Annotated in this window: 15 protein-coding genes and 1 tRNA gene; 9 read left to right on the top strand and 7 right to left on the bottom strand. The window is 45.9% G+C overall.

Going from position 1 to position 12585, the window contains the following annotated elements:
- Nucleotides 1–6: 6 nt before the first annotated feature.
- On the bottom strand, nt 7–1002 hold the full coding sequence (locus tag APB76_RS12390) for a LacI family DNA-binding transcriptional regulator (protein WP_054961513.1): 996 nt from the start codon (nt 1000–1002) through the stop codon (nt 7–9).
- Nucleotides 1003–1362: 360 nt separating this feature from the next.
- Nucleotides 1363–2691, bottom strand: a complete 1329-nt coding sequence (locus APB76_RS12385) for a carbohydrate porin (protein ID WP_054961514.1) — start codon at nt 2689–2691, stop codon at nt 1363–1365.
- 564 nt (nt 2692–3255) lie between these two features.
- Between APB76_RS12385 and APB76_RS12375 the strand changes: the two genes are divergently transcribed.
- Nucleotides 3256–4179, top strand: a complete 924-nt coding sequence (locus tag APB76_RS12375) for a histone deacetylase family protein (RefSeq protein ID WP_054961515.1) — start codon at nt 3256–3258, stop codon at nt 4177–4179.
- Between the two features lie 10 nt (nt 4180–4189).
- Nucleotides 4190–4672, top strand: coding sequence for an NUDIX domain-containing protein (locus APB76_RS12370; RefSeq protein ID WP_054961516.1), 483 nt, complete (start codon nt 4190–4192; stop codon nt 4670–4672).
- A 160-nt stretch (nt 4673–4832) separates the two neighbouring features.
- Here the strand turns inward: APB76_RS12370 and APB76_RS12365 are convergent.
- The 5 genes from APB76_RS12365 to flgA form a co-directional block, all read right to left on the bottom strand.
- Nucleotides 4833–4923, bottom strand: a tRNA-Ser gene (locus APB76_RS12365).
- A 222-nt stretch (nt 4924–5145) separates the two neighbouring features.
- Nucleotides 5146–5841, bottom strand: coding sequence for a lytic transglycosylase domain-containing protein (locus APB76_RS12360; protein WP_054961517.1), 696 nt, complete (start codon nt 5839–5841; stop codon nt 5146–5148).
- 4 nt (nt 5842–5845) lie between these two features.
- Complete coding sequence (locus APB76_RS12355; protein WP_054961518.1) at nt 5846–6280, bottom strand: flagellar protein FlgN; 435 nt, start codon at nt 6278–6280, stop codon at nt 5846–5848.
- A 37-nt stretch (nt 6281–6317) separates the two neighbouring features.
- Nucleotides 6318–6599, bottom strand: coding sequence for a flagellar biosynthesis anti-sigma factor FlgM (flgM, locus tag APB76_RS12350; protein WP_054961519.1), 282 nt, complete (start codon nt 6597–6599; stop codon nt 6318–6320).
- Nucleotides 6600–6747: 148 nt separating this feature from the next.
- A complete protein-coding gene (gene flgA, locus APB76_RS12345) occupies nt 6748–7398 on the bottom strand; it encodes a flagellar basal body P-ring formation chaperone FlgA (RefSeq protein ID WP_330220428.1) in 651 nt (216 codons plus the stop codon).
- Nucleotides 7399–7622: 224 nt separating this feature from the next.
- On the opposite strand from flgA, the gene flgB reads away from it, so the two are divergent.
- From flgB to flgH, 7 genes are read left to right on the top strand one after another with little or no spacing between them, the layout of a single operon-like run.
- Nucleotides 7623–7985 (top strand): flagellar basal body rod protein FlgB, encoded by a 363-nt coding sequence (gene flgB, locus APB76_RS12340; protein WP_049843560.1) that lies wholly within the window; start codon nt 7623–7625, stop codon nt 7983–7985.
- Nucleotides 7986–7987: 2 nt separating this feature from the next.
- Nucleotides 7988–8422: a flagellar basal body rod protein FlgC gene (gene flgC / locus APB76_RS12335; RefSeq protein ID WP_049843561.1), complete on the top strand. Its 435-nt coding sequence runs from the start codon at nt 7988–7990 to the stop codon at nt 8420–8422.
- The gene (gene flgD / locus APB76_RS12330) at nt 8422–9102 is read left to right on the top strand and encodes a flagellar hook assembly protein FlgD (protein ID WP_054961521.1); all 681 of its coding nucleotides are present in this window, start codon (nt 8422–8424) and stop codon (nt 9100–9102) included. The genes flgC and flgD overlap by 1 nt, the downstream gene beginning before the upstream one ends.
- Before the next feature lie 25 nt (nt 9103–9127).
- Entirely contained in the window at nt 9128–10324 is a 1197-nt protein-coding gene (gene flgE, locus APB76_RS12325; protein WP_049843563.1) for a flagellar hook protein FlgE, read from the top strand.
- 11 nt (nt 10325–10335) lie between these two features.
- Nucleotides 10336–11067 carry a flagellar basal-body rod protein FlgF gene (gene flgF / locus APB76_RS12320; protein WP_049843564.1) on the top strand — a complete coding sequence of 244 codons (732 nt, stop codon included), beginning with the start codon at nt 10336–10338 and terminating at the stop codon, nt 11065–11067.
- A 22-nt stretch (nt 11068–11089) separates the two neighbouring features.
- Nucleotides 11090–11875, top strand: coding sequence for a flagellar basal-body rod protein FlgG (flgG, locus tag APB76_RS12315; RefSeq protein WP_049843565.1), 786 nt, complete (start codon nt 11090–11092; stop codon nt 11873–11875).
- A 10-nt stretch (nt 11876–11885) separates the two neighbouring features.
- Nucleotides 11886–12575, top strand: coding sequence for a flagellar basal body L-ring protein FlgH (gene flgH / locus APB76_RS12310; protein WP_193395082.1), 690 nt, complete (start codon nt 11886–11888; stop codon nt 12573–12575).
- The last annotated feature ends 10 nt before the right edge of the window (nt 12576–12585 follow it).

Genomic DNA, 12585 nt, shown 5'->3' with positions numbered 1-12585 from the left:
CTTTATTTAGAGTTGTTTTACTGAGCTTCTAGGCACTAGGGTAGGTGACAGTTTGAAGCTCACATCTCGCTTGTTTTTGTTGAGTATTTGAATAACCAGTTGAACCGCTTCGGCACTCATTTGCTCAATGGGAAAATTCACGGTTGTAAGCGGCGGCGAAATATAACGAGCAAACAAAATGTCATCGAAGCCGATCAGTGACACCTGATCTGGGACCTGAATGTTGTGCTCTTTCAATACCTCAAAAGCGCCGAACGCCATATGATCATTACTGGCAAAAACGGCGGTAAAAGGGCGCTCACGCTTGAGGAGCTTGCGCATTGCGCTTATGCCAGACTCTTCGGTAAAACCGGCCTCTGAAATCAGTGCTTCGTCGAACAGCAGTCCCGCATCTTCAATCGCTTTGCGGTAACCCTGCAGACGCCCCCGTGCATCTGATTTGTCCAGAGGGCCGGTAATACATGCAATGTCGCGATGCCCCATTCGCAACAAATATTCGGTTGCTAGTTGGCCCCCTAATTCGTTATCAATTTCGATACAGTTCTGCGCTAGTTCTGGTACGAAACGATTGACCAAAACCAAAGCCACTCCTTTTGCTTCAAGCTCTGTGAGGTAGTCATCTGAGAGGTGCTGAGTGTGCAAAATCATTGCATCGACTCGACGACCAAGTAGAAATTCCACCGACTCACGTTGGCCCTGTTCGGTATTTGAGCCAGCAGTGACGATTACGTGATAGCCAAAACGGCGTAGCCTTTTTTCAATACTATGCAGGATGCCAGAATAAAACGGACCACCGAGCTCAGGGACTATGATGCCAATGCTGCCAGTGCGGCTAGATGCGAGTGCCTGAGCAATCGAGTTTGGGCGGTAACCCAGAACTTGTATGGCTTTCTCTACCTTGAGCTTTTTGTCATGGCTCACTCGACTCGTGCCATTGATGACGCGAGATACTGTCGCTTGAGAAACGCCTGCATACTCAGAAACATCTTTTATGGTTGCCACTACTTACCTCTACAACTGCTTTTCACTTGAACGCATGAACGTTTTAGAAACCGCTTTCATGAGGCTTAGTATTAAAGATCTTGGTTAAAGCCTATGTGAGAAAAGTCACACTCAAATAAGCCCTGAAAAGCCTTATTGTTCAAAGGATGAAGCGGTATGCAGTTTCGATCTACTTCATGAAACTGTTTCATGAAATGGTTATTTGATGCACAAATGTATTGCTGAGATGATTGAATCTAGGTTTTGCTACCCACAAAAAAGAGCCGCTAAAAAGTGGCTCAAATGGTTTGGAGTTAAGTTGAAGCGGCTAGCAGAATATTGTTAGATTGCTAGCGAAATAGTTGGACAGTATTGTGCTGATTACCACCAGGCTTCCCACATGGCGCCTAAGCTAAATGTATCTTGCTTAGCGGTTGTTGTTGCGGTTGCTTTATTGTCGACTTCGCCTGCTGTTGCGTAAAAGCGGAGCATTGGACGTGCACCAGATCCCCAATCAAAGGCGATGTTTTGTGAAAGCGTCACTTTCCAACCAGAGTTGTCATCAGAGGCTCTCGCGTAGTCGACTACTTGATAACCCGCTTCTAACCAAGTCGAGTGAACATCATTCCAGAAGTACATAGGGCGAACGATGGCACTGTAGTTGGTTCGCTCATCTTCGACCTTTGAAGAGCCGTCGACGGAGTAATCGTGGTAAGCAAGCAAGTACTCGATAGCGGCGTTTTCACCAAGTGTGCTGTTACCATCAAAGCTCGCATAGAGAGTCGTCAGATTATCGGTTTTCCAGAAAACACCGTTATCCGCATTATCAGAGTATCTTAGAACCAGTCGGTTGGAGCCATTGTCATGTGGACGAGAGAAAACCGCTCCCAGTTGGTACGCATTAATACTCTTTGCATCATCAATCGCTTCTGAATCAAAGCCGTAATTAGCGTACAGCTCAAGGTCGGCGAAGCCTAAATTGATGCCATGCAGTTTGGAAGTGAAAGCGTAAGCGCCACTGTCGCCAGTACCCGCACCACCAGTACAGTTGATTGATGGATTAGCACCTGGTTCTATCGTTGGGCTGCAGCTGTCAACAGCACCGACTACGCCAAAATCAAGCTTGACCGAGCCAAGTTCTAGGTTGTTAATGCCGCCACCTTGACCATCATGCATCATCCAGAAATAATCATTGATGCCTTGTTGTGGACGCTGGTGGAAGTCACGCCCAGCCCATACATAAGCGTTGGGCTGACTTTCAAATACGTTGGTTGCACCAGCGTAGGCTTTTTTGATGTTTACCTCATCACCCCAATGGTCGAACATCACTACAACATCCCAGATAGCGCCGCTGTCACTTTGAAACACTTTTGCCAACTGGAACTCTCCGCCGTTGCCTTCGTTGCCTAAACGACCAATCGCTGACGAGCCATTAAATGATCCATCGACCTGAACATACTTCTGGTCACCGGATTGGTAATGTGCGCCATAGCGAGCATAACCAGAGAAGACCACGCCGAGAGGGACTTCAATATCTGGAGTTAGCACAGCAGGTTGCTGGTCGTTGACATAATCGGTCTGCATCCGGCTTTCCAGTTCCTGAATGCGTTGTTCGAGTGCCTGTAGTTCAGTTTCAGTAGCAAAAGAGGTGACGGAAGCAAGCGAAGCTGCCACTGCAATTGAAATAGGCAATAGCTTAAGTTTTTTCATGATAATTCCCTATATGACATTGTGTTGTTGTTCTATTGGGAATCTTAAAAAATGAAATGGATGAAAAGGTTTGAGCGCTTCACACCACGCCTAGGAGGAGACTGTCATGAAACTACACTCTAGTATGGTGAGTCGTTTATTAATATTAAAAACAACTGGATATCTATATTTATCAAAGGCGATGAATTCAATGAAATCGCTTTCATTTCATGATTTTCTATAAGGTATATCACGTTACATTCAAATGCTTTGCGCCTAAAAAAGCCTCTTGCTTTGAATGCTTTCACTATTATGAAAGTTTTCATAGAACGTAAAATTCTTACATTCAATGTCAATCTATATGGTCAGGAAAGAACTATTCGTATCAAAAACCAACTGCTTAATAACATCGCTAGAAACAAAAACAGGGCAGATAAAGTTCCTGCCGCAACCCCTAGTAATAGGTAGTATCGAGTATTCAAACTGAGCTCTTACATTGTATTGGTAATCATTATCATTTAACTTGTTTTGCAACCGCAAATCAAGCTGATACCATGAATCCAACCTTATGGACTTTGTGTTGTTATGATTCCTCTGATTTACCACTCCCTCTATTCTGAGTTGCCGCTGCCTGAAGGGCATCGCTATCCAATCAATAAGTATCGGCTGCTGTTTGAGGCAATTGAACAGCAGCGAGCTGTAAACCCGATATGGCAGCAGACTTTTCAATATGTGCAGCCAGCCCCAGTTGAGCAGGCGGAAGTGAATCAGGTTCATTGTCCTGACTACATACAACTTCTTACGTCAGGTGAACTACCTGCGCCAAAGATGCGCCGAATCGGCTTTCCATGGAGCGAAACACTGATTACTCGGACGTTGACGTCCGCTGGTGGAACCTGCGAAACGGTTCATCAGGCCGTTAAACATGGCGTCGCTATCCATTTAAGCGGTGGATATCACCATGCGCACAGGGATTTTGGTAGTGGCTTCTGTTTAGTCAACGATCTAGTGTTGGCAGCCAAAAGGGCGCTGACTCTTAAAGGGATAGATAAGGTTTTGATTGTTGACAGCGATGTTCATCATGGAGATGGCACGGCAACACTGTGTGAAGAAGAGGACGCGATAGTTACGCTCTCTTTTCACTGTGATAAGAACTTCCCTGCGCGCAAGCCAGATTCTGATCTCGATGTACCGCTAAGCAGAGAAACGGGGGATGCTGAGTTTCTTGAGGCATTCACCTCGGTGGTTGAAATGGCAGTTAATCTACATCAGCCCGATCTCATTCTATATGATGCAGGCGTTGATATTCATGAAGATGACGAGCTAGGGTATTTGAACATCTCTAGTGACGCTATCTACACGCGAGATGCATATATGTTTGATCTTGCTAAACGAAGGAACTTACCAATTGCATGTGTGGTTGGTGGCGGCTACCGCAGTGAGCATCAGGCTCTTGTCCCAATTCATATGCAGCTTATTCGTGCCGCGTTGAACAGCTACCAAAGTTAAAGGATAAATGATGGAACATCGAATTCGCGCCGCAGGGATACTGATTAAAGACGGTGCAATGCTACTTGTTAAAGTGAAAGACTTTACCGGTGAGTATTGGATTCCCCCCGGTGGTGGTATGGAGCCAAGCGATCAAAGCTCGAAAGCCTGTGTGGTGCGTGAGTTTAAAGAAGAGGCGGGGATCGATGTTCAAGTTGGAGAGCTTATCTGCGTAAGGGAGTTTCTCGAAACGCATAAACAGCGCTACCACGCCGAGTTCTTTTATTTAATTGAAGGGTTTTTAGGGACACCTCATCTAGAGAATTTAGCAGGACTAAATGATGAAGGCTACATTCAAGACGTTGAGTGGGTTCCAATCCCTGAGCTAGCAGATAAAAGAATATATCCAGCAGAACTCAAAGATAAGCTTATTGAATTGATTGAGACCAAACGTTTCTCAACTCACCTTGGTAGTTATGTTCAGGGTGAAAATGAAGATATCGATTATCTTTAGAATGATTTGAGACGATAAGCCGCTGATTACTGAGCAGCTTTCTTATGGGACGTGTTTGAAAGTCGAGTTGCGTTCAACTAGGGATTTAATGAATCCCTATTAACTTTACTTGCGCTAAAACGACGAAAGCCCGCTAAAAAATTAGCGGGCTTTCTGAATGTGGCGGAGAGATAGGGATTTGAACCCTAGATACGCTATTAACGTATGCCGGTTTTCAAGACCGGTGCTTTCAACCACTCAGCCATCTCTCCGTTGTTGAAGCGAATAATATAGAGCTAGAGAAAAGTTGTAAACCCCTAATTTTACTGTTTGCTTTAATTATGAGCGGTTGGCTATAAAAACCTAGACAAGCGAGCGTTTTTTAAGCTTTTATCTGAGTGGGGATTCGAGTCATCTAGAAAAATGTTGTTCTGTAATCGATAGTTACGTTGATTGGAGTGGGTATCTAGCCTAACCACAAAATTAAATTCCGCTTATAGCTCAATAAGTGGGGGAAGTGGATGCAAATCAATTAAAGGCGTTGCGGGTTTCAGTCCAAACAGAAATAGTCGATGATTTGAGTCATTAGTAAGATGATTCAATTCGACCAGATCAAGTAAAGCGTAAAATCGATTGACGTACTGACTGGTTTCAGCCGGAAGTGTGAGGTGAGAATAATGCTGGCTGCCGGCTCGTTGAATTGCTCTGGCTACCCTTCCTTCTCCCGCATTATACGCGGCAAGAGTTAGTGTTAAATCACCGAACTTACTATAGAGAAAACTTAGATAGTTAATAGCTGCATCTGTACTAGCGGCGGGGTCAAAGCGTTGGTCGTTATTTTGGCTGACATTTAAGCCAAAGCGCTTGGCGGTTGCTGGGATAAGTTGCCACAAACCAGCGGCATTCGCACGAGAAACGGCGTTGGGGTTGTAAGATGACTCTAGCATAGGAAGTAGGACTAAGAGTTTCGGCAGTTTTTGACTTTCAAGCTGGTGCGATATGTCTTGGATCAGGGCCTGGTTAGCGTTCAGCCTAGCTTGAATTTGCTGCTTATAGGGTGATAACAAGCTAAGCTCTTGCTCGAGATCAACTGGATGCGAAGTAGCAAGCACAGTAACTGGATTCATTAGCGTAAGAGAAATTAAGGTCAGCCGGATCAACCTGCGCAGCTGTGCTAACACTTTCTCCATATCGCTACAAAAGTTCAGTGTAAGTGTGTTGGCTCGGTTCTTTCAGGCTGCTGATTAGCTCATGGAATGCGGCAGAACTTGCCCCGTTGTCACTATTGAGTTGCTGGCACTGTTCAATAAGAGACGCTAATGTTTGCCACTGGTGACGAACTTTGTACGCAATTGACTGAGGTAGAGCATTGAATATCTTTTCTGTACTGCTCTGCTCTAACGGTAAACCTAGTTTGTCCATCACTTGGCTTCTCATCTTTGCGTTGGCGTTAAGTTTTTCGATCAATGGTTTCTGGGTATTGATATTTTGATTGAGTTTTTCTGCATCAAAGGTCAGGTAGAGCATTCTCTGATCCTGCAGTAGCGGAGCGAGCTTGCGGTACAACGCGATATCTTCTCCAACGCTTCGAACAAAGTTTTGAACAAGACGAGAAGCTTCAGATGTCATGGTTATTCCTCAATATTGCCGCTGAATACGACAGTGTTTACTCGTGACCCGTATGGAATTGTAATACCGCGTGCGATAGGGCTTTGGTGTCTAGGGCAAGTTCACCTTTGGCCAAAGCGTTTCTGACTTGTTCTACTTTGGCCAAGTCGACATCTGGAAGTGATGCCATTTGGGCTTGAGCCTGGTCGATAGCGGCAGTATTGGCATTAATCAATGCTTCACTTACTGGCTGTTTTGTCGTTGTCTCAGCTGGCTTTTTAGATGCTTGATTGAAATTGGTTTGTGGGACATGTCCGCCCGCAACTTTATCGATTTTCATGATGTGGTCCTTAATCATCGTGGTTACAGGTTTAATGCGACTATTCCGTGATAGAAATTAAATCCAAGTGATAACTTTTTATATCTACCTGAATTTATAATCTATTTACGAGTGTGGAATGTGAAAAATGATAGCTTCAGTCCAAAAATCAAAATTGAGTTTGGACTTGATTCAGTCCAGTCACGACCGCTTTAATGGTTTTCCCCGAAGAACTATTTTGCACATCGATCTGCTCTCCGTAGTCCCCTTCTTCTAGTGCGATGCCTTTTGTTCGGGCACTAAACCCATCCTTTGTCGCGGTGATAACCACTTGATTACCTTTTGCTACTAGCGCAGGGGAACTTAGTTTACGCGAGTCTAAAATCTGGCCAGTTCGAATGCGCCGCTTGGCAGTTTTGTTGATGACTTGCGATGGCTGAGTGAAAAAATCTTGTTCCCTGTTAAGCGTTCGTCGTTCTATGTGAATCAAGCCTGCAGAGATAGGTTCATCGCGATTGATGCCTGATTTAGCGACGACAACATCGAGAGTGAGTGAGGCTTTGATGGTGACATTGATTCGCCAATCAGCAGATGGAGACGCGCAACTTACCGAGCGCTTTAAGTTTCCGACTGGGAGCGTTTTATTATCGACACCCGAAATCACAACAGCTGTCGGACAAAGTGGTAAATGCTGTGCGGCGCTAGGGACGTGAATAGCCGTTTTAAGCTGATAGTTGTGCCATTGATTACGCTGAGCACGTGCTGATACCGCTTGCGCAAGGTGGCTCTTTACGGCCGAGCGAATAGTCTCTTCAGACATAAATTGCTCTTCAGCATACACGCTTGGTGTGGCTAGAAATACAGTGGCCAAAACCCCCATAACACAGGAGGAAATAAAGGCGTTTCCCACAGATGCGAGCTCTTCCGTAAAGCGGAAGTTGGCTTTCCTTTTGTTTTTATAAGTCATTGATAAATTAAAGTTATTTTTGTGGCATGTATCTTGTTGTATTAGTCCTTAATCGAGCCGACTGTAAGGAAAGATACATGGCTATCTCGTTTGAAAATGCGTTGGGCGTTCACCCTGACGCGCTGAATTTTCGGGTTCAGCGTACCAAAGTCCTTGCTAGTAACCTAGCAAATGTTGATACCCCCGGGTACTTGGCGAAAGACTTGAGTTTTACCACCGTAATGAACCAAATGACACCACAAGGCGTGAGCAAATCTGTACCTAAATTGCAGATCTCCTCGCAGTATTCGATTCCCTACCAAAACAGCAAGGATGGCAATACCGTTGAGCTTGGTGTTGAGCAAGGCAAATTCACACAAAACAACATGGATTTTCAAACTAGCCTGACTTTTCTGAACATGAAGTTCAAAGGCCTAGCGAAAGTCATAGAGGGACGTTAACTATGTCATTTACAGACATTTATTCCATTGCGGGCTCGGCCATGAATGCCCAAACCGTCAGGTTAAATACCGTCGCGAGTAACCTAGCAAATGCAGATGCGGTCTCTGCTAACCCGGATGACGCCTATAAAGCGTTGAAACCTGTTTTTGCAACGGTATACAGCAAAACTCAGTTGGCAACGAGTGAAGGTGTTTACCCAAATGCTGAAGTTCGGATTGTTGATGTGGTGCAAAGTGCTGGCAAAGCTGAGAAACGCTTTGAGCCAAGTAATCCTTTAGCTAATGATGAAGGGTACGTCTTTTATCCCGACATCGATGTGGTTTCGGAAATGGCAGACATGATGTCCGCAACACGCAGTTTTGAAACCAATGTTGAAGTCCTTGGCAATGTAAAAAGTATGCAGCAAGGATTACTCAGATTAGGGCAGGGCGGCTAATGAGTATTGCACCTTACAATGCGTTGAGCAATGACACGCCTGTTGGCTCAGCCACAAGTAGCCTCGGGATTTCAGGTAACCCTCAAGATACCAATAGCGCCTCTTCACTTGAAAATGAATTTATCAGTTTGATGGTGGCTCAAATCCAAAATCAAGATCCACTTAATCCATTGGATGGTACGGAATATGTCGGTCAATTAGCGCAGTTCTCACAAGTTCAAAGTACAGAAAACATGTCCAGCATGATGCAAAACAGCATGGTGCTTTTAGACAATATGCAGGTGCTATCGACAGCAGGTTTAGTGGGCCAGACGGTCTATGTGTCGGGCAATGAGTTTGAACTTAATGACAACATTCAAAGCGGCAAGATTGAACTCGCTCACTCTTCTAGCCAAGTCACCTTAGTGGTCAAAGACGAATTCGGACAAGCAACCAAAGTACCTTTGGGGGCGCATCCGAAGGGCGATGTCGATTTTTCGATTGACCCAGTAAAGCTAGGTCTGAAACCTGGGAATTATTCTGTCTCAGTTGAAGTACAAGAAGGTCAAACGAAACCCAATGTACTGCTTGCAGGTAAAGTGGAACAAGTCCGGATCCCAAGTTCAGGTGGAGCTGCATTTGTCAATATTGAAGGTGTCGGTAGCGTGCCTTTCTACCAGATTACTCAGTTTGGTGCTTAACCAATAAGGAATAAAGAGGTTAATTATGAGTTTTAATATCGCCCTAAGCGGCTTAGATGCAACCAATACCGAGCTGAACACAATCAGCCACAACATTGCCAATGCATCAACCTATGGATTCAAAGGGGCTCGAACAGAGTTTGCAGCTGTCTACAATGGTATGCAGCCAGGTGGTGTGGAAGTCGCTTCTATATCTCAGAACTTTGACAAAAATGGCTCAGTCAGTGGTACGGGTCGTGCGATGGATCTTGCGATCAATGGTAGTGGTTTTTTTGTCACTAAAGATACTTCTGGTCAACTGCTCTATACCCGCTCAGGTGTGTTCGGTACGGACAAAGACAACTTCGTGACAGGTAACACGGGTGGCAAACTTCAAGGTTACAGCGTAGATGGTAATAACAACCTACTGACGGGGGCGACAGGCGACATCAAGATTTCAACTTCGTCGTTAGCGGCAAAAGCGACAGACCAAATGGAGTTTGTCGCAAACCTAGATGCGAGCGCCTCCGTCGTTGACCAAGTGGCAAATCCATTTAATCCAAATAATACCGACTCGTTTAATTCTTCCTATACCACCAAGGTGTACGACTCGTTGGGTAACGCACACACTGTTACTCAATACTTTACCAAAACGGCAGCCAATACTTGGGAAGTGAACGTTCAGGTTGATGGTAGTGCTACCCCAACCGCAACCGTCGGCATGACGTTCAATGCTGACGGTACGCTTGCTACGCCAACCGGGAGCTACAATGTGGCCTTCCCAGCCGCGGGTGCTAATGCCATGAGCGTTGATATTGATTTGGCTGGTAGCACTCAATTTGGTGCGGCGTTTGGTGTGAGCACAAACAACCCGAATGGTTATACATCTGGTGAACTGGCTGGTGTGCGTGTCGAAGACAACGGTATGGTTTACGCCACCTACACCAATGGTCAGTCTCAGCTTCAGGGGCAAGTGATATTAGCAGACTTTGCCAACCCACAAGGCCTAGCAAAAGTGAGCGGTACGGCTTGGACACAAAGCTTTAGCTCTGGCGCACCTATTTTGGGGGTTCCGGGCACAGGGACATTGGGTGATCTTACCCCTGGTGCTCTTGAAGGCTCGAATGTCGACTTGACCAGTGAGTTGGTCAACCTGATGACAGCGCAGCGTAATTATCAAGCGAATGCCAAGACAATATCGACTAACGATAAGCTGACTCAGGCGCTATTTAACGCGATTTAACGGGGCCTGACATGGACAGTTTGTTATTTACAGCAACCTCTGGTGCGAGCCGCGTTTTAAAAGCTCAGCATGTGCGTTCGAACAACTTATCTAACGCCGATACCGCAGGGTTTCGAGCTGATATGGAGCGAGTGTCTAGCATTCAGTTGCAAGGCTCGGGTTTTGACGGCCGCACTATGGTGGTGACGAACTCCGCTTCAACCCGATTTGATGAAGGCGACATCGTAAAAACCGGTCGTCCGTTAGATGTGGCTGTGATGGGAGAAGGTTATTTGGCGGTACAAACCGCCGATGGGCAAGAAGCATATACGCGAGCAGGCAACATCAAAGTTGATTCATTTGGTGCGTTGAGCATCAACGGCTTTGCTGTGTTGGGTGATGGCGGACCGATTGTGCTGCCCGATTACCAAAAAGTAGAGGTTAGCGAGCGAGGTCGAATCTCTGTAGTGCCACCTGGTGGTGGTGCTGAGTTAGAAGTAGGCACGCTAAAGCTTGTTAAACCGCAGACACAGCAACTGCAAAAACAGAGCGATAGCCTATTGCATAGTGTCGATGGTAATCCGTTTGAGGCCGATCAAACCGTGCAATTGGCTCCGGAGCATATTGAAGGCAGCAACGTTTCGGCCATTGATGAGTTGTTAAACGTGATGTCTTTAACGAGAAATTTTGAGATGCAAGTTCGTATGATGAAAACAGCCGAAACGCTTGCTCAAGCTGGCAATAAATTAATGTCGTCGCGATAGTCGACGTCTGACGGAGTAGAAAATGAATTCAGCATTGTGGGTAAGTAAAACCGGCATGGCGGCACAAGACACCAAGATGACCGCGATTTCAAACAACCTTGCTAACGTAAATACGGTTGGGTTTAAACGTGACCGAGTGGTATTTGAAGATCTATTTTACAGTATTCAGCGCCAACCCGGAGCCTTGGTTGACGAAGTCAATGAACTGCCTGCTGGCATCCAGCTTGGTAGTGGTGTTCGTGTCGTAGGAACACAAAAAGTGTTTACTCAAGGTAACACACAAAATACCGCCCAAGAACTCGACCTTGCCGTCATGGGTAAAGGCTTTTTCCAGATTGAAAACTCTGACGGACAGATCATGTATACGCGAAATGGCCAATTTCATGTGAATTCTGAAGGGCTAATGGTCAACAGCCAGGGGCTTCCTTTAGAGCCACAGATTCAGATACCTGAGAATGCCCTTTCGTTGACGGTTGGTGTCGATGGTACTGTTTCGACCACGACAGCAGACAGCACCGCGCCACAACAGCTTGGACAAATTACCTTAGCCAAATTTATAAACCCTGCGGGTCTAGAGGCGCAGGGTGGCAACTTATTCCGCGAAACGGAAGCGAGTGGTCAGGCCGAGGAATTAATCGCGGGAGAAGATGGTGTTGGCAGTATCAAGCAAGGCTCACTGGAAGGCTCTAACGTGCAGGTTGTGGAAGAGATGGTCGACATGATCACCACCCAACGCGCTTACGAAATGAATGCCAAAGTGGTGTCAGCTGCAGACGATATGCTGAAATTCGTTGCGCAATCTATGTAGTAACCGAGAGATGATAAAGGAACAAGCAATGACATCATTTGCAAAATCTTGGCCGCTAGTGGTTATTTTACTTTCGGGTTGTGCGGGGAGGCCAGAGTTTTTACCTCCCGAACCGGATGAAGAGAAGTACGCACCGCCGGCTTTAGACTACTCGTTGCCAGAGGCTCAAAATGGCAGCCTTTATCGTCACCAGTATTCAATGACTTTGTTCCAAGATAGAAGAGCGTATCGTGTTGGCGATATGCTCACTGTGCTACTAGCGGAAGAGACGGAGTCGAGTAAAAAGGCCGACACCAAATATGGCAAAACCTCGAGCGTCGGATTTGCTGCACCAAGTGTTGGTGGAAAAACCATTGACGAACTTGCGGCAAGTGTGGATGCAAAGCGCGCATTTGATGGTAGTGCGTCGAGTTCACAAGGCAACAAACTTGAAGGCTCCATTACGGTAACAGTGCACGAAGTATTGCCTAATGGCGTGTTACGTATTAGCGGTGAAAAGTGGATACGCCTTAATCAAGGTGATGAGTTTATTCGATTAACCGGCATTGTCCGAGTTGATGACGTTAGTCGTAACAATCAAGTCCCCTCCTCGCGAATTGGTGACGCACGGATCACCTACTCAGGGCGTGGCGCTATTGCTGACAGTAATGCATCGGGTTGGCTGACACAATTTTTCAACAGCCCATGGGTACCTTTCTAATGAGACAACA

It is taken from the genome of Vibrio bivalvicida (assembly GCF_001399455.2).
Lineage (GTDB): Bacteria > Pseudomonadota > Gammaproteobacteria > Enterobacterales > Vibrionaceae > Vibrio > Vibrio bivalvicida.
The sequence above is the reverse complement of the archived record's forward strand: the minus strand, read 5'-3'. Positions and strand labels throughout refer to the sequence as shown.